Origin of the sequence: Paraburkholderia adhaesiva (assembly GCF_021390575.1) — a bacterium.
GTDB classification, from domain to species: domain Bacteria; phylum Pseudomonadota; class Gammaproteobacteria; order Burkholderiales; family Burkholderiaceae; genus Paraburkholderia; species Paraburkholderia adhaesiva.
The window spans coordinates 1,148,928-1,166,755 of record NZ_JAJEJQ010000002.1; the positions used below are offsets into that span (position 1 = coordinate 1,148,928).

General features: G+C 62.3%; 14 protein-coding genes and 1 pseudogene. 5 read left to right on the forward strand and 10 right to left on the reverse strand.

Annotated features, from left to right (window positions below; genetic code table 11):
• Positions 1 to 74: 74 nt before the first annotated feature.
• The 9 genes and pseudogenes from L0U80_RS20820 to L0U80_RS20860 form a co-directional block, all read right to left on the reverse strand.
• On the reverse strand, positions 75 to 1,154 hold the full coding sequence (locus tag L0U80_RS20820) for a HoxN/HupN/NixA family nickel/cobalt transporter (RefSeq protein WP_233869363.1): 1,080 nt from the start codon (positions 1,152 to 1,154) through the stop codon (positions 75 to 77).
• 360 nt (positions 1,155 to 1,514) lie between these two features.
• Positions 1,515 to 1,699, reverse strand: a pseudogene (locus L0U80_RS20825) (integrase core domain-containing protein); the annotation flags it as partial.
• Between the two features lie 283 nt (positions 1,700 to 1,982).
• Positions 1,983 to 3,131, reverse strand: coding sequence for a galactonate dehydratase (dgoD, locus tag L0U80_RS20830; RefSeq protein ID WP_233869367.1), 1,149 nt, complete (start codon positions 3,129 to 3,131; stop codon positions 1,983 to 1,985).
• A gap of 131 nt (positions 3,132 to 3,262) precedes the next feature.
• Positions 3,263 to 4,195 carry a dihydrodipicolinate synthase family protein gene (locus L0U80_RS20835; protein WP_233871491.1) on the reverse strand — a complete coding sequence of 311 codons (933 nt, stop codon included), beginning with the start codon at positions 4,193 to 4,195 and terminating at the stop codon, positions 3,263 to 3,265.
• Positions 4,196 to 4,224: 29 nt separating this feature from the next.
• Positions 4,225 to 5,961 carry an IlvD/Edd family dehydratase gene (locus L0U80_RS20840; protein ID WP_233869370.1) on the reverse strand — a complete coding sequence of 579 codons (1,737 nt, stop codon included), beginning with the start codon at positions 5,959 to 5,961 and terminating at the stop codon, positions 4,225 to 4,227.
• Between the two features lie 34 nt (positions 5,962 to 5,995).
• On the reverse strand, positions 5,996 to 7,198 hold the full coding sequence (gene mmsB, locus L0U80_RS20845; protein ID WP_233869373.1) for a multiple monosaccharide ABC transporter permease: 1,203 nt from the start codon (positions 7,196 to 7,198) through the stop codon (positions 5,996 to 5,998).
• Positions 7,199 to 7,226: 28 nt separating this feature from the next.
• A complete protein-coding gene (gene mmsA / locus L0U80_RS20850) occupies positions 7,227 to 8,762 on the reverse strand; it encodes a multiple monosaccharide ABC transporter ATP-binding protein (RefSeq protein ID WP_233869376.1) in 1,536 nt (511 codons plus the stop codon).
• 91 nt (positions 8,763 to 8,853) lie between these two features.
• On the reverse strand, positions 8,854 to 9,915 hold the full coding sequence (gene chvE / locus L0U80_RS20855) for a multiple monosaccharide ABC transporter substrate-binding protein (protein WP_308444876.1): 1,062 nt from the start codon (positions 9,913 to 9,915) through the stop codon (positions 8,854 to 8,856).
• A gap of 130 nt (positions 9,916 to 10,045) precedes the next feature.
• Complete coding sequence (locus L0U80_RS20860; protein WP_233869379.1) at positions 10,046 to 11,491, reverse strand: aldehyde dehydrogenase family protein; 1,446 nt, start codon at positions 11,489 to 11,491, stop codon at positions 10,046 to 10,048.
• A gap of 111 nt (positions 11,492 to 11,602) precedes the next feature.
• Here L0U80_RS20860 and L0U80_RS20865 point away from each other — a divergent pair, with 111 nt between their 5' ends.
• Positions 11,603 to 12,571 carry a LysR family transcriptional regulator gene (locus L0U80_RS20865; protein ID WP_233869382.1) on the forward strand — a complete coding sequence of 323 codons (969 nt, stop codon included), beginning with the start codon at positions 11,603 to 11,605 and terminating at the stop codon, positions 12,569 to 12,571.
• A gap of 18 nt (positions 12,572 to 12,589) precedes the next feature.
• On the opposite strand, the gene L0U80_RS20870 is transcribed toward L0U80_RS20865, so the two are convergent.
• Entirely contained in the window at positions 12,590 to 13,411 is an 822-nt protein-coding gene (locus L0U80_RS20870) for an SDR family NAD(P)-dependent oxidoreductase (protein ID WP_233869386.1), read from the reverse strand.
• 201 nt (positions 13,412 to 13,612) lie between these two features.
• Between L0U80_RS20870 and L0U80_RS20875 the strand changes: the two genes are divergently transcribed.
• From L0U80_RS20875 to L0U80_RS20890, 4 genes are all read left to right on the forward strand, one after another.
• Entirely contained in the window at positions 13,613 to 15,127 is a 1,515-nt protein-coding gene (locus L0U80_RS20875; RefSeq protein ID WP_233869389.1) for an NfeD family protein, read from the forward strand.
• The gene (locus L0U80_RS20880; protein ID WP_233869392.1) at positions 15,124 to 15,897 is read left to right on the forward strand and encodes a slipin family protein; all 774 of its coding nucleotides are present in this window, start codon (positions 15,124 to 15,126) and stop codon (positions 15,895 to 15,897) included. Before L0U80_RS20875 ends, L0U80_RS20880 begins: the two co-directional genes overlap by 4 nt.
• A 120-nt stretch (positions 15,898 to 16,017) precedes the next feature.
• Positions 16,018 to 16,914, forward strand: a complete 897-nt coding sequence (locus L0U80_RS20885) for a fructose bisphosphate aldolase (protein ID WP_267954854.1) — start codon at positions 16,018 to 16,020, stop codon at positions 16,912 to 16,914.
• 120 nt (positions 16,915 to 17,034) lie between these two features.
• Positions 17,035 to 17,682: a lytic transglycosylase domain-containing protein gene (locus L0U80_RS20890; RefSeq protein ID WP_233869395.1), complete on the forward strand. Its 648-nt coding sequence runs from the start codon at positions 17,035 to 17,037 to the stop codon at positions 17,680 to 17,682.
• Positions 17,683 to 17,828 lie beyond the last annotated feature (146 nt).

The following is a 17,828-nucleotide window of genomic DNA, read 5'->3' on the forward strand; positions in this document are numbered from 1 at the left end:
TCCATACGAATATTGAGATGGCGTGGGATACCTTGGGGCTGCGCAACACACGGTACGTTGCTTCCAGACTCTATTCAGCCTGACATCGGCCCGGCGCCGCTGGCAGCCGCGCCCGGCTCATCGTCGAGGCGTTTCCAGCGATACACCGCGGCGGACAGCACCCAGCTCATCACCAGAACGCCCACGATCGAGTAACCCACCAGCGCGAAGTTCTCGTTCAACTCGCCGACGAACGTCCAGAAGCCGCCCCCCAGATGCATTCGTTCGGCAATCAGCCCCAGCCCCTCGATCGCTCCGACCAGCACCGCCACAAGCACCGAGACGGTCGTGATCGTGATGTTGTAGTAGAGCTTGCGGACCGGTTTGATGAACGCCCATCCGTAAGCGCCCGTCATCAGAACGCTATCGATCGTATCGATCAGCGTCATGCCCGCCGTGAAAAGTACGGGAAACACGAGAATCGACCAGATCGGCAAGCTCTGTGTCGCGCCCGCCGCCGCGATGCCGAGCAAAGCGACTTCGGACGCGGTATCGAAGCCCAACCCAAACAGAAATCCGAGAAAGTACATGTGACCGGGGCGGGTGATGATCCGGAACAAAGGCCGGAACAACCGCGAAAGGAGGCCCCGATTCGCGAGCAGCTGATTGAGGTCTTCGTCCTCGTACCGCTCTCCGCGGCGTACGCGCCGGAATGCGCCGACCAGCGCCTTCAGGGTCACGAGATTGACCACCGCGATCGCGAATAGAAAGAACGTCGACACAAGCGTGCCAATCATCGAGCCGATTTCGCGGAAATCGCCGAACCGGCGCCGTAATTCGACCGTCGTAGCCACGATCCCAAGCGATGCTAGCACGACGACCGTCGAGTGCCCGAGCGAGAACATCAGCCCGACGCTTATCGGACGCTGGCCCGTCTGCATCAGTTTGCGCGTGACGTTGTCGATGGCGGCGATGTGATCCGCGTCGACCGCATGCCGCAATCCCAGCGAGTACGCGAGCAGGCTCGACCCCATCAGGAGCGGATAGTCGCGAAACGCCATGAATGCCCATGCCCAGGCACCCACGTTGAATGCGATCAGCAACCCGAACAGTACGACGATGGGCCGGTGCGTCGGGAAAGCCTGGCCGGCCAGACTCCTTGGAGGACAGGACATGGATCGTTTCAGGAATCGTGCGGTGAGCACCGAAGTGCCGCACGTAATATGCCTGCTGAATCTAATAGTGGTGCGGCATTTTATCTTTTCCGAATTTTGCGATAAGGCGGAGGGAGGGATATCTGCGCAAACGCAAATATTCCATTCAAATGGCGCCGCGAATTCTTGACATTAATCGCCCCGGTTTCCATGGGATTCAGAAGTAGAAACCAGGTGGCCGTGGCCGGCCGCTGCTCTGGCGTAAATCCACCCAGGGCCATGTTGGTGTGGTCGTGATTGGTCGTGATTCTCAGTCCACATTCAGTCGGCCGCGAAACACTGAACGTGATCGAGGTCTTCCCGGTGCTACTGCGACAGTCACTCGTACCGAACGGTCTGGTTGAAGCGCTCGATATACGCGTTCTGCTGGGGCTTGCCCGGCTGGATGTAGTCGCGTTTGATACCGTACCTCCGGCCCAGTCGGTGATCGCCACACTCAAATATTCTGGGCCGTTGTCACAGCGGATCATCGCCGGCTTGCCGCGCCAGCTAATGATCTGCCGTAACGCACAGCACAAAATCTGGCCGTATCGGCTGCGTGGCCAAGACTGGATTCTGGAGCGCAACAACTGTACGACTTCCAGTTGTCTAATGATGGGTTACAGAAAGAGAATAAATACGTTTTGGGATGAGCTTGAGTGGCACGATCCCGTCGGTACATCAAAGCAGTGCCGGGCAAGGGGCTGACTGGGGGCACTTGATCTCGATGACTGATTATCTGGGGGGACGCACGACGGCCAATAAAAACTAGTCATCGTTTCATCGCCCCCCCACTTTCGACTACCTCAATCACCACTCGGCAAAGCTTCCATCCGCATGCCGCCAGACAGGATTGCGCCAGCGATGCCCCTCCACGGCGCGACTCTGCACGTAGGCCTCGTTGACCTCGATCCCCAACCCCGGCCCAACGGGAATCGTGACCATGCCATCACGGTAGGCGAACACTTCCGGGTTGGACACATAGTCCAGCAGATCGTTGGCCTCGTTATAGTGGATGCCGAGACTCTGCTCCTGGATGAACGCGTTGTAGCAGCCCGCGTCGATCTGGAGATTGGCGGCCAGTGCAATCGGGCCTAACGGGCAATGCAGTGCGAGCGCGACGTCGTAAGCCTCGGCCATGGCTGCGATCTTGCGCGTTTCAGTGATCCCGCCCGCATGAGACGGATCCGGCTGAATGATGTCGACGTAGCCTTCGGACAGGATGCGCTTGAAGTCCCATCGCGTGTAAAGGCGTTCGCCCAGAGCGATCGGTGTGCTGGACAGATGCGCCAGGTCCCGCAGCGCCTCATAGTGTTCACTGAGCACCGGTTCTTCGATGAACATGAGCTTATAGGGCTCCAGTTCCTTGAAGAGCACCTTGGCCATCGGTTTATGCGCGCGCCCGTGGAAATCCACGCCGATGCCTACGTTGGGTCCCACCGCATCGCGCACGGCGGCCACGTTCTCGATGCATCGTTCGACCTTGTCATGAGAATCGATGTACTGCAGTTCCTCGGTGCCATTCATCTTCACCGCGGTAAAGCCGCGAGCCACCGTCTGACGTGCGGCCTCGGCCGTTTCGCTCGGGCGGTCGCCGCCGATCCAGCTATACACGCGGATGCGGTCCCGCACCGACCCGCCCAGCAGTTCCGACACCGGCACACCCAACGCCTTGCCCTTGATGTCCCAAAGCGCCTGATCAATGCCCGCTAGCGCGCTCATGTGTACGCCGCCACCGCGATAAAAGCCGCCACGATAAAGGACGGTCCAATGATCCTCGATGTGGCGCGGATCCTTGCCGACAAGGTAGTCCGACAACTCGTCCACCATGGCGGCCACGGTGTGGGCGCGCCCTTCCAGTACCGGTTCACCCCAGCCCGTGATACCGGCGTCCGTTTCGATCTTGAGAAAGCACCAGCGCGGCGGCACCAGATAGGTAGTCAATCGAGTGATTTTCATGATCGTGGAGTCCAGCGCTTAATAGATAAGGAAAGGGATTCAGGCTCGCCGTGGCCGGCCCGAACGAGCGAACCAGCGCGAACCAGCGCGCCGCCCGCCGTGCATCTCCGCTGACGCGGCAACCCGCGATCTCAACGCCCCCAACGCAACACCAGCGGATCGAGTCGGCGCGCAATGTCGAGCAATCCGGCACGCACGGCGGGATGCATCGGCGGGAACGGGTGACGACTCGCTTCACAGGCAATCACGCCACCGGCCTTCATCAATGCCTTGGCGGTCAGAATGCCGCCCTGCCGGTTCTCGTGATTGATCAGCGGCAGCCAGCGCTGATAGAGGCTGAAGGCCAGATCAACGTCCCCTGCCCTGTGCGCCTCGATAATCGGGCGAATGCCGTCGGGAAAGCCGCCTCCGGTCATGGCGCCCGTAGCGCCCGCATCGAGGTCTGCCAGCAAGGTGATGCCTTCTTCACCGTCCCACGGCCCTTCGATCGCGTCGCCGCCCAGATGGATCAGTTCTCGCAGCTTGCTGGCGGCACCGGGCACTTCAATCTTGAAGTAAGCAAGATGTTCGATATCCCGCGCCATGCGCGCGAGGAATGCCGCCGACAGCGCGGTTCCGCTGGCCGGTGCGTCCTGCACCATGATCGGAATGCGAATCGCATCGGATATCCGTGCGTAGAACTCCTGAATTTGCGTCTCGGGTACACGGAACGTCGCGCCATGGTACGGCGGCATGATCATGACCATCGCGGCACCCATGTCCTGCGCCCGTCTGCTGCGCTCGGCGCATACCCGCGTGCCGTAATGGCTCGTGGTCACGATCACAGGTACGCGCCCCGCTACGTGTTCCAGCGCGGTGCGGATCAACACTTCGCGCTCATCGTCGGAGAGCGAGAACTGCTCAGAGAAATTGGCCAGGATACACAGGCCGTCCACTCCCGCATCGATCATGAAATCGAGGCAACGTTTCTGGCTCTCCAGATCGAGTGAGCCATCGTCGTTGAAGGCAGTGGGTACAACGGGAAAGATGCCGCGGTAACGTGGCGCGGAGGCAGTCGTAGACATGTGTTTCCCAGGTTCGGGCAGTAAGAGTTTCAGTGTGAGTGGCGCGGTACCGCTGCGCCGCGGCATCCGACCAGGAAGTCGAAATCGCACCCTTCGTCAGCCTGTAATACCCGGTCCCTGTACAGTTGCTGGTAGCCGCCTTGCATGGAGGGCTCCGGCGGCTGGAAATGACTGAGCCGCTCGGCCAGTTCCGTTTCACTGATGTCCAGATGCAAACGGCCCTCTGTGCAATCCAGTTCAATCCAGTCGCCATCGCGCACTGCTGCGAGCGGGCCGCCGGCGGCGGCCTCCGGAGCCACGTGCAGCACCACCGTTCCATAGGCCGTGCCGCTCATGCGCGCATCGGAGATGCGCACCATGTCCTTCACGCCTTGCCGCAACAGCTTGGGCGGCAGACCCATGTTGCCGACCTCGGCCATGCCCGGATAACCGCGCGGCCCGCAGTTCTTCATGACCAGTACCGAGTTCGCGTCCACCTCGAGATTTTCGTCGTTGATGCGTTCCTTGTAGTGCTCGAAATTTTCGAACACGACCGCCCGCCCGCGGTGCCGCAGCAGATGCGGCGACGCCGCGGAGGGTTTGAGCACTGCACCGCGCGGCGCGAGATTGCCGCGCAGCACGCAGATTCCACCATCGTCGATGAGCGGATGGTCCAGCGGACGGATCACTTCGTCGTCATAGGACGGCGCGTCATGCACGTTGTGCCACAGACTCTGGCCGTTCACGGTCAGCGCATCGGGATGCGGCAGCAGCCCTGCTTCGCCCAGACGGCGAAGCACCGCGGGCAAGCCGCCGGCGTAATAGAACTCCTCCATGAGGAAACGCCCCGACGGCTGGAGATCGACAAGCGTCGGCGTCCCCTTGCCGATGCGGGTCCAGTCGTCGAGTTCCAGCTCGACGCCGATACGCCCGGCAATCGCCTTCAGGTGAATCACTGCGTTAGTCGATCCGCCGATGGCGGCATTGGTCCGGATCGCGTTCTCGAACGCCGCGCGCGTCAGGATTTTTGACAGCGTCAGTCCTTCGTGCGCCATCTCGACAATGCGCTGGCCCGACATGTGCGCCAACACATAGCGCCGCGCATCCACGGCGGGAATCGCGGCGTTGTGCGGCAAGGAAACGCCCAGCGCTTCGGCCATGCAGGCCATGGTGCTCGCGGTCCCCATGGTGTTGCACGTGCCGGCTGACCGTGACATGCCGCCTTCCGCCGCCAGAAAATGGTGCAGCGATATCGCGCCGGCCTTGAGATCTTCATGCAGACGCCACACGGCCGTGCCCGAACCGATGTCCTTTCCCTCCAGCTTGCCGTTGAGCATCGGCCCGCCACTGACAACGATGGACGGCACGTCGCAACTGGCCGCGCCCATCAACAACGCGGGCGTGGTCTTGTCGCAACCCACCAGCAGCACCACGGCATCGACCGGATTGCCGCGAATCGCCTCCTCGACATCCATGGAAGCGAGATTGCGCGTCAGCATGGCCGTCGGCCGCAAATTGGATTCGCCGTTGGAAAATACGGGGAATTCGACTGGAAAACCGCCCGCCTCCAGAACGCCCCGCTTCACATGCTCGGCGAGCTTGCGGAAATGCGCGTTGCAGGGCGTCAGTTCAGACCAGGTATTGCAGATCCCGATGATCGGGCGACCATCGAACTCGTGATCGGGAATGCCCTGATTCTTCATCCAGCTGCGGTACATGAAGCCGTTCTTGTCGTTGGTGCCGAACCATTGCGCCGAACGCAGCTTCTTTTTTGTGTCTGTACTCATGAAGGGAATGCCTAAGTTTGCTGAAAATACCGGATCAGGCGCGGTTGCGGTTATAGACATCGATCAGGACGGCGGCCAGCAGGACCAGCCCCTTGATCACCTGCTGATAGTCGATACCGATGCCCATGATCGACATGCCGTTGTTCATCACACCCATGATGAACGCGCCGATCACCGCGCCGACCACTTTGCCCACGCCGCCGGACGCCGACGCGCCGCCAATGAAGCACGCAGCGATCACGTCCAGTTCGAAGCCGAGACCTGCCTTCGGCGTCGCAGTGTTCAGACGCGCCGCGAAAATCAGACCTGCCACGGCTGCGAGCACGCCCATGTTCACGAAGGTCATGAATGACAGACGCGCGGTATTGACGCCCGAAAGGCGCGTTGCCTTCTCGTTGCCACCCAGCGCATAGATACGGCGGCCGATCGTCGTGCGGTTGGTGACGAACTGATACACGAGGATCAGCGCGACCATCAGGATCAGCACGTTAGGGATGCCGCGATACATGGCCATCAGCCAGGACAGATACACCAGCGCGCCCGCAAAAAGCACATTTCTCACGACGAAGAGCACGATGGGTTCGACATCGATTCCATGGGCGCGCGCCTTGATGCGCTGGCGCACCGCTGCTGCGATCAACACGAGCACCAAAGCGAGCCCCACGACCAGCGAAAGCACGCGAAGGTTCTCGCCACCGAACGGGTCCGGCAGGAAACCCGTGCTGATGCGCTGGAATTCGGTGGGAAACGGCCCGACCGACTGGCCCTGCAGCAGTGCCAGCTCCAGGCCCTTGAACACCAGCATCCCCGCCAGGGTAACGATGAAGGCAGGTATGCGCGCATAGGCCACGAACCAGCCCTGCGCGGCGCCGATCAACCCACCGGCCATCAACGATACGATTACCGTGGGTACCACGCCCCAGTTGAACTGCACGATCAGCACGGCAGCCAGTCCACCGATGAAGCCGCAGACCGACCCCACGGACAGATCGATATGGCCGGCCACGATGACCAGCAGCATGCCGAGCGCCATGACGACGATGTAGCTGTTCTGCAAGACCAGATTGGTGATGTTCAGCGGCTGCATCAGCACGCCATCGGTCTTGATCTGGAAGAACCCCATGATCACGATCAGCGACAGCAACAATCCGTAGTCGCGCAAATTGTTCTTGATAAGACCTCGAAACGGTTGACGCAGCGAGTCTGCCGCGAGGTCAGGAGACGCTAGATTTTTCATGAGGCAACCTCAGTTCGATATACAAAAATCACGCCTGACCGGCGTTCACGATGGCACGCATGATGCGCTCCTGGCTGGCTTCATTCCGGCCCAGCTCCGCCACGAGGCGTCCTTCGTTCATCACGTAGATGCGGTCGCACATGCCCAGCAACTCCGGCATCTCGGAAGAGATCAGCAGGATTCCTTCGCCCTTGCTGGCAAGCTCGTCGATGATCGTGTAGATCTCGTACTTGGCGCCGACATCGATCCCGCGAGTCGGCTCGTCGAGGATGAGCAGACGGGGCTCGGTGAACAACCACTTGCTCAGCACCACCTTCTGCTGATTGCCGCCAGAGAGGTTGACCACCGGCTGCTCGATTCCGGAACTGCGGATTCGCAGCGAATCGCGATAGCGCTGCGCAACCCGCGCCTCGGCGTTTTCGTCGATCACGCTGTGCTCGGACACGGCGGCCAGATTCGCGAGCGTCACGTTCTTGCGCATCTGCTGCTCCAGAACGAGCCCGTATCCTTTGCGATCCTCAGTCACGTAAGCGATACCGTGGCGGATCGCACGGCTGACGGTGGATACATCGACTTCGCGTCCATCGACGAACACCTGCCCGCTGATCTTCCGTCCATAGGAGCGCCCGAAGATGCTCATGGCCAGTTCGGTCCGGCCCGAGCCCATCAGCCCCGCGATGCCGACCACCTCGCCCTTGCGCACGTTCAGGTCGATACCCTTGATAACCTCGCGGTCGCTGTACTGCTCGTGGTACACGTGCCAGTCGCGCACCTCGAAGATCACTTCGCCGATCTTCGGTTGACGCTGCGGATACCGGTGCGCCATGTCGCGCCCCACCATGCCGCGGATGATGCGATCCTCGCTGACCTCGCCCGAAGCGCAATCGAGCGTCTCGATCGTGGCGCCGTCGCGGATCACGGTGATCTGGTCGGCCACCTTGGTGATTTCGTTGAGCTTGTGCGAAATCAGGATGCAGGTGATGCCCTGCCCCTGAAGCTCGAGCAGCAGTTGCAGCAGCGCAGCGCTGTCGGTTTCGTTCAGGCTGGCGGTCGGCTCGTCGAGGATCAGCAGCTTGACGCGCTTCGACAAGGCCTTGGCGATTTCCACCAACTGCTGTTTGCCGACCCCGAGCTTGCCGAGGATCGCATCGGGCGACTCCTTGAGGCCGACGCGCTTCAGAAGATCGCGCGTGGCGACATGAGCCGCGTGCCAGTCGATCACGCCGCGCTGCGCAGTTTCGTTGCCAAGGAAGATGTTCTCGGCAATCGAGAGCAACGGCACCAGCGCCAGTTCCTGGTGAATGATGATGATGCCGCGCTCTTCGCTGTCGCGGATGTCGTCGAAGCGCTGCAACTGTCCTTCGAAATGGATTTCCCCCTCATAGGTGCCGTGCGGATACACTCCGCTCAGTACCTTCATGAGAGTGGACTTGCCCGCGCCGTTCTCACCCACGACGGCATGGATCTCTCCGGCCCTCACCGTCAAATTGATGTTGTCCAGCGCCTTCACGCCCGGAAACGTCTTGGTGATGTTGCACATGGACAGGATCGTGTCGTCCGCCATGCTGTCTCCTGGTTCTGTCAATGACCGTAGCGGAGGCCGTCTGCCCGGGGACGATCTGCAATCCCGGGCAGACGGCCGCCCCGCTCCCTGCTTACTGGAGTTGTGCTGCCGTGTAGTAACCGCTATCCACGAGAATGTGCTTCCAGTTGGACGCATCCACCAGCACCGGCTTGAGCAGATACGACGGCACCACCTTGACGCCGTTGTTGTAGGTCTTGGTGTCGTTCACTTCCGGCTTCTTGTCCTGCATCATCGCGTCGATCATGCTGACCGTCACCTTGGCCAGCTCGCGCGTGTCCTTGAAGATGGTCGAGTACTGTTCGCCGTGCAGGATCGACTTCACCGAAGGAATTTCGGCATCCTGTCCGGAGACAATCGGGCACGGCTGCTGCGCCGTGCAATAACCCACGCCCTTCAGCGACGACAAAATGCCGATGCTGAGGCCGTCATACGGGCTCAGCGCGGCGTTCAGCTTGGCGTTGCCGTAGTAAGCGGACAGCAGATTGTCCATGCGCGCCTGGGCGACGGCGCCGTCCCAGCGCAGCGTTCCCACCTTGTCCATGCCCATCTGCTTGCTGCGCACCACGAGCTTGCCGCTCTTGAGGTACGGGTCCAGCACGCTCATCGCGCCGTTGTAGAAGAAGAACGCGTTGTTGTCGTCGGGCGAGCCACCGAACAGTTCGATGTTGAACGGACCCTTGCCGTCCTTGAGGCCCAGCTTGTCGACGATGGACGTCGCCTGCAGCACGCCAACCTGGAAGTTGTCGAAGGTCGCGTAGTAATCGACATTCGGCGTGCCGCGGATCAGACGGTCGTATGCAATGACCTTGATGCCGGCGTCATGGGCCTTTTTGAGCACGTTGGACAGCGTCGTGCCGTCGATGGCGGCGATCACCAGCACCTTCGGCTTCTTGGTGACCATGTTTTCGATCTGCGCCAGCTGGTTCGGAATGTCGTCGTCGGCGTACTGCAGGTCGGTGGTGTAGCCTTCGGCCTTCAGTTGCTTGACGATGTTGTCGCCATCGGCAATCCAGCGTGCCGAAGACTTCGTCGGCATGGACACGGCTACCAGCCCTTTGTCTTGCGCGTGGGCAACGCCGACCAGTGGCAGCGCCATGATCGCAACCAGGGTTTTCAGGAACAAGCGCTTCATTGAGTCGTCTCCTTCCATGCAGGCATGGATGCCGTTCTGGCCGCAGTCCAGGCGGGCGGGTTTATTGAATAACTGCGGTTGTATTGCGAACTGCACGACCTGTTAGTAGCGTGAGCAGGCCTTTCTTTATTCAGACTTTCATGTACCCCGTCTTGACCGTGGTGTAGAACCCGGAGGCATAACGCCCCCGTTCACCCTGACCATGGCTGGATCTCTTGCGCCCCCCAACTGGTACGCGGAAATCCACGTCCACGGTCGGCAGGTTGACGACGGTCATGCCCGCCACGGCATGACGCCTGAAATGCATGGCCCGGGACAGCGATCGGGTGCACAGACCCGCGCACCGGCTGTCGGGCGTATTGTTGGCCAGCGCGAGCGCGTGGTCGTAATCGTCGGCTTCGAGCACCGCGGCCACCGGACCGAAGATCTCTTCGCGGGCAATCCGGTCCTGCGGCCGCGCCAGCCACAATGCAGGACGCATATAGTGGCCGGGCGATGCCGTCTCGATCAGTTCCCCACCGCACACGTGCTCAGCACCTTCGCTGCGCGCCACATCGAGAAAACGCTGGTTCTGCGTCAGCCGGCTTTCATCGACCACCGGGCCGATGTCGATGCCGCGTCCCATTGCATTTCCCACCTTGAGAGCCGCCATGCGTCTCGCCATTTTCTGCACGAACGCGTCATGCACCGCGGATTCGACGATCACGCTGCTCGACGCGGTGCAACGCTGTCCGGCCGAGGCGAACGCACCTCGGATTGCACACTCCACCGCGGCATCCTGGTCTGCGTCGGCCAGCACGATCAGCGGATTCTTGCCGCCCATATCCAGTTGAGCTCTCGCACCACGCGCGGCGGTTGCCCGCTGGATCTGAACACCGATGCCCTGCGATCCTGCGAAGCTAATCGCATCGACGAGGGGACTGTCCACCAGGGCCTGCCCGACCTCGCGTCCACTGCCGACCAGAAAGTTGAATACACCCGAAGGCAACTGGGCCCGGCTGATGATCTCGGCCAGTGCCGCGCCGCAGGCCGGCGCCAGTTCCGCCGACTTGAATATGACCGTGTTCCCGTACGCCAATGCAGGAGCGATTGCCCATGCGGGAACGGCGAACGGGGAACTCCAGGGCGCGATGACCCCGAACACACCGACCGCCTCAGGCGTGACGTCCACTTGCACATCGGGACGCTCCGACGCCATCGTCTCCCCCTGAATGCGTAGCGCCTCGCCTGCAAAAAACTTGAAGATCTGTCCGGCACGGACTAGCTCGGCGACCGCTTCGGGCAGCGTCTTGCCCTCCTCGCGGGCCAGCAGGCGGCCCAGTTCATCCTTGCGAGCCAGCAGCTCGCCGCCGATCTGGTCCAGCGCATCGCACCGGCGCTGCGTCGCGCTGACTTGCCAAAGAACAAAGGCATCGGCTGCGGCGCGCGCGGCTTCATCGGCCTGCGTGCGATCCGCCCGGGCATATTCGGCCACGACTTCGCGCGTATCGGACGGGTTGTTGCGACAGCCAATCGTCACCCCGTTGACCCAACGTCCGTTGATGTAATTCCTGACGTCTATGGCTGCCTCACCCATGCTGATGCGTGCCCTCGAGTAGGTTGCGCAGACAGTCTAGGATCGGTATGAATATGGGTCTAATATAGAATATTCAGGTATCGATACAAATTCTGATATCACACTCCGGACATGCCCGCGTACACTCACTGGTTCATCCGCGCGCGCCTTAAGACGCGCCAGTTGCTGCTGGTCGCACTGGCCGAGGAAGGCAACATCCACCGCGCCGCGCAGGTGCTGAACATGACCCAGCCGGCAGCGTCCAAGCTGCTCAAGGATCTCGAAGACGTGCTGGAAGTGGAACTGTTCGAGCGCCTGCCGCGCGGCATGCGCCCCACCTGGTACGGTGAATCGATGATTCGCCACGCACGCATGGTGCTGGCCAACCTGGGGCAGGCCTATGACGAGATATCGGCCATCAAGGCCGGTCTGTTCGGCCATGTCGGGGTGGGGGCCATCACGTCCCCGGGCATCGCCCTGCTGCCCCAGGCCGTTTCTTACGTCAAACAGGCCCATCCGAATCTGAACGTTTCGCTGGAGATCGACACCAGTCCGGTGCTGATGGAGCGGCTCGCCCAGGGCAAGCTCGATATGGTCGTGGCGCGCCTGAACGCCGACCACGACAAAGCCATGTACCGCTACGAACCGCTCTCCGACGAGCCCGTCTGCGCGCTGGTGCGCTGCAACCATCCGCTGCTGTCGATTCAGGGTCTCACACTGCGCGATGTCGATTCGGCGGGCTGGATCGTCCCGCCCGCTGGCAGCGTACTGCGCCACCGCTTCGATCTGATGTTCCAGGAAAAAGGGCTCGCGCCGCCCATCAACCTGATCGAAACCTCGTCCCAGCTATTCATCACGAAGATGCTGGAAGAGAGCGACATGATTGCCGTGCTCAGTACCGCCGTCGGGCAGTACTATGCCTCGCACGGCGTGGCCGCCCTGTTGCCGCTTGAGATGCAATGCAACATGGACGCATTCGGGATCATCACGCGTCGGGAGCAGTTGCCGTCACCAGGAGCGCGGGCCATGATGCGCGCGCTCCAGTCCGCGAGCCTCGACACCTATGGCCGCAAAATCAATCATGAGTGGGCAGACGCCTGACCCGGCGCGTCCGGGGGATCAGATCCACCCGGCGTCGATCAGAAACTCTTGAGCGGTGCACATTTCGGCATCGTCGGACGCGAGGAACAGCACCATTGCGGCAATGTCATGCGGCATCAGCTTGTCCGGCAGGCACTGGTTCCGCTTGATGTCTTCCTCCCCTGCCGCGTCGAGCCACTTCGTCATCTGACGTTCGGTCATGACCCACCCAGGGGAGACCGTATTGATACGAATCCGGTCCCGGCCCAAGGGCCGTGCCAGTCCGCGCGTGAGACCGTTCACCGATGACTTGGCAATCGCATAACAGGGATACTCGCCAGCCTTGCCCTGCCAGCCCGTCGAGCCGAGATTGACGATGGAGCCGCGCCCCAGCCGGCGCATGCCGGGCACCACGGCCTGAATCGCGAACAACGCGGGACGCTCGTTGATGGCCATGCGCTGCTCGTAGTACTCGGGCGTGACATCTTCGAGCGTGTGACGCTGGTCGCTGGCCACGTTGTTGACCAGCACCTCGAAGTCGCCCAGTTCGGCGATGGCCTCGCCCACCGCCGCCTGCAGTGCCCTTACGTCGCTCACATCGCACACTTTCCACCACGGCCTCTGCAGTCCCGACGCCTGCAGACGCTCGCACAGCGCTGCGCTGGCCTCTTCGGCCACATCGACAAAGGCGACGCGCGAGCCCTGCTGCGCAAAAGCCTCCACCATGGCTGCGCCGATGCCACTGCCACCTCCGGTGATGAAGACCGTTTTGCCACTGAGACTGGGATAAGCGGCGCGCCGCTCGCGAACAGGCGCAACACGTAAGCCAGGGGTGCCGGAAGCGGCGCTGTGATTTGTCATTGCAATTTATATATCAATTGATTAGTTTTTGCGAAATAACAGTTATCAATTTGCCCTGGCAGTGCCTCGCCGTCAAGGGCACTGATCCCGCAGCGACATCCACCACAGCCGCTCCCCGGACGGAATCACGCCCTTTGCAGAAACCGCCTAATCTTTAAGTATTGGGTCGTTGCTTGTCCCACACGCCGCCCGGTTGCTCCGATGCTATTTCATCGCACTTCGCCAGCGGCGCCTGATGCGCCACCGCTTCGTCCGCGCCACCCACTGCCAGCGCGGGTCGCCCGCGCCGCCGTGTTTGCGGCGCTGCTCGTCGTGTGTGCCGTTGCAGCGGCACCGTCTCCGCAGACGGCCGTCGTCGTGATGACCGTCAACAGCGCGATCGGGCCGGCGAGCGCCGATTTCGTCGTCCGGACACTCGCCCGCGCGGCGCAACGGCGCGCGCCGCTCGTAATCCTCCAGCTCGACACACCCGGCGGACTCGATACGTCGATGCGGCAGATCATCAAGGCCATTCTCGCATCGCCGGTGCCGGTCGCTGCGTTCGTCGCTCCGGGCGGCGCGCGCGCCGCGAGTGCTGGCACCTATATCGTGTACGCGAGCCATTTCGCGGCGATGGCGCCGGCTACCAACCTCGGCGCGGCGTCGCCCGTGCAGTTCGGTATTGGCGGCGGTGGGGGAGGAAGCCCCACCGGACCCATCAATCCGGCTGGCCCCGCGAGCGCCGCGTCGGGCGCGCAGTCGGGCCCACTTCCAGGCGGGACGGAAGCGACGGAAGCCCGCAAGGTCATGCACGACTCCTCCGCGTATATCCGCGGACTCGCCCAGCTACGCGGGCGCAACGCCGACTGGGCCGAGCACGCGGTCCGCGACGCCGTGAGCCTGTCCGCAACGGAGGCGCTCGATCAGCATGTCATCGATCTGATCGCTCAGGATCCGGGCGATCTCGCACGCCAGCTCGACGGCCGCACTGCGATGACCACGGCCGGTCCAACACGCGTCGCCACCGCGAACGCGCCGCTCGCCTTCGTGGAGCCGGACTGGCGCAGCCACTTCCTGTCGATCATCACCGATCCGAACGTCGCGTTGATCCTGCTGTCGCTAGGCGTGTACGGCCTTTTCTTCGAGTTTGCCAACCCCGGCTTCGTGCTGCCCGGCGTCGTCGGCGCGATCTGTCTGCTGATCGGCCTGTTCGCGATGCAACTATTGCCCGTCAACTACGCAGGTCTCGCTCTCGTGCTGCTGGGACTTGCCTGTCTCGTCGCCGAGGCGTTCCTGCCCACGTTCGGCGTACTGGGGTTCGGCGGCATCGTGGCCTTTGCCATCGGATCGCTGATGCTGATCGACACGAACACCCCGGGCTACGGCATTCCCGTGCCGCTGATCGCCGGTCTCGCACTCGGCGGCGCGGCGTTCGTCGGGACGGTGTCGAGCGTCGCGCTTCGCGCGCGGCGGCGGCCGGTCGTGACCGGCGCGGAGGCGATCGTCGGCAGTATCGGCGAAGTGATCGACGATGGCTTGCAGCTCAACCAGCGCGCCACCGTCGCCGGTTCGACGCCGTTAGCCACGGGTTGGGCACGCGTGCTCGGCGAGCGCTGGCAGGTCGCATGCGACGCGCCGCTCTCCGCGGGCAGCCGAGTACGCGTGACCGGCCGCAGCGGCCTGAAGCTGACCGTCACGCCATTACATGAAGTGCCGAGCGAAGGAGAACAATCATGATCGGCTACACGTTTGGCTTCTCAAGCGTCCTGCTGGTGCTGGCAATACTGCTGGCCGCGTCCTCGATCCGCATCTTTCGCGAATACGAACGCGGCGTGGTGTTCATGCTCGGCCGGTTCTGGAAGGTCAAGGGGCCGGGGCTCGTGCTTATCATCCCGGTCGTTCAGCAGGTGGTGCGCATCGATCTGCGCACGGTCGTGTTCGACGTGCCGTCGCAGGACGTGATCACGCGCGACAACGTATCGGTGAAAGTCAACGCGGTGGTGTACTTCCGCGTCGTCGATCCGGAGAAGGCCGTGATCCAGGTCGCGCGCTTCCTGGAGGCGACGAGTCAGCTCTCGCAGACCACGCTGCGCGCGGTGCTCGGCAAGCACGAGCTCGACGCCCTCCTCGCCGAGCGCGAGCAGTTGAACGCCGATATCCAGAAGACACTCGACGCCCAGACCGATGCATGGGGGATCAAGGTATCGAACGTCGAGATCAAGCACGTGGATCTGAACGAGACGATGATCCGTGCGATCGCGCGCCAGGCCGAAGCCGAGCGCGAGCGACGCGCAAAAGTGATCCATGCCGAGGGCGAACTGCAGGCGTCCGAAAAGCTGCTGCTCGCCGCGCAGCGACTCGCGCTGCAGCCGCAGGCGATGCAGCTGCGTTATCTGCAGACGCTGACCACGATTGCCGCTGACAAGAACTCGACTATCGTCTTTCCACTGCCTGTCGATCTGCTGACCTCGCTGCTCGAACGCTTTGGACCGCGCGGTGAGCGGTGATCGTTAAGCGGCCAACGCAACATTTTCTGTAGGGGAACGCAACGTGCGGCTGCCAACTGTACGCCGCAGGATGCGGTCATACGATCGCGCCTGAACAGCGCCCAATTACGGAGATGAGACATGGCGAACGACAAGATGCTGGCGCAGATGGGCGAGAAACCCGGGTTCATCGCGGCGCTGGACCAGAGCGGTGGCTCGACGCCAGGTGCGCTGCGCCAGTATGGCGTTCCCGAGAGCGCATACAGCAACGACGCCGACATGTTCCGCCTCATTCACGAAATGCGCGTCCGGATCATCACGGCGCCCGCGTTTACGGGTGCCAAAGTGATCGGAGCGATCCTGTTCGAGGCCACGATGGACGGTACGGCACAAGGCAAACCCGTGCCCGCTTTCCTGTGGGAAGACCGCGGCGTGGTGCCGTTTCTGAAGGTCGATAAAGGGCTGGACGCCGAGGCCGACGGCGTGCGGCTCATGAAGCCGATTCCGACGCTCGATGCCCTGCTCGAACGCGCGGTGAAAGCCGGCATTTTCGGGACAAAGATGCGTTCGGTAATCGAAGGGGCCTCTCCTGCGGGCATAGCCGCGATTGTCGAACAGCAATTCGAGCTTGCCGCGCAGATTGGCGCACACGGTCTCGTGCCGATTCTCGAGCCCGAGGTCTCCATCAAGATCGCCGACAAGGCCGAAGCCGAGGCACTCCTGCGCGCGGCATTGCTCAAGGGCCTCGACGCGTTGCCGGACTCGCGCAACGTCATGATCAAGCTGACGATTCCCGATACGCCGGACTTCTATCTGCCACTGATCGAGCATCCGCGCGTGGTGCGCGTCGTGGCGCTCTCGGGCGGCTATACACGCAGCGACGCTTGCCGGCGCCTCACGGCCAATCACCGCATGATTGCAAGCTTCTCGCGAGCGCTCGTCAACGACCTCACGAAGTCCATGCGCGACGCTGAATTCGACGCCGCGCTCGCGGCGAGCATCGACGAAATCTGGAAGGCGTCGGTCGAAAAAGCCTGATCTTTGCGCCTGCGCCCGCCCTACCGCTCATTTGCGATGGGCGAGGTGTCCCGCTACTGCATGCCGGCCGGGCATGCAGTTATACTTGCCGTTTCGTTATCCTCTCGACACGCAATGACCATGAGGCGGTTTCTTTGCCTGGTCGTCCTGCTGCCGGGCCTCCTTCAGCAAGCGTGGGCCCAGCAGAGCCCAGCGACCGACACCATCTCCGCATACCTCACGCAACGCTTCGGCGTGGCGAAGCAAAAGGCTGTGCAGATCTCGGCGGCGGTCACCGCGGCCGCGCAAAAGTATTCACTGCCGCCTGCGGTCCTTCTCGCCATCATCTCGATCGAATCACGCTTTCGTGAGAAGGCGCGTGGCCCCCGTGGCGCGACGGGCCTGATGCAGGTCGTACCGTCGGCGCACCGCGACCTGGTGCGCCACGTGAAGGACCTCACCAATCCGGACGTCAATATCGATCTCGGCTCTTCGATCCTGTACGGCTATATGCGCGACGCGGGCGGCAATCTCGATGCCGCCATGAAGGTCTACGGCGGGTCGTATGCCTATGCACAAACGATCGAGTCGCGCGCCGTCGAGTTCGCTCCTCTCTTCGACGCCGCCAAGGCGGGCCCGGATGCGGCCAGCGGGTCTTCAGCGCCCGTCGTGTTCGTATCGCCCGATGCCTACGAGGCTGCGTCTGCCGTATCTGACACATCTTCCCCGGCGGCAGCGGCTGCATCGGGCAGCTCTGCCGTCCCGGCAGTCGCTAACCGCGCCAACTGAGTCGCGAACCGCAGCCTGATGACCAGGCACCCACGCCAGGCACCGGCGCGAAAAAATGATTGGCATTCCGTATCGAATCACCGAATCCGGAGCGTGAACCAGTAATCGCGCACATCGGCCGACGTCGTCGCGCGCGATGACTCGTT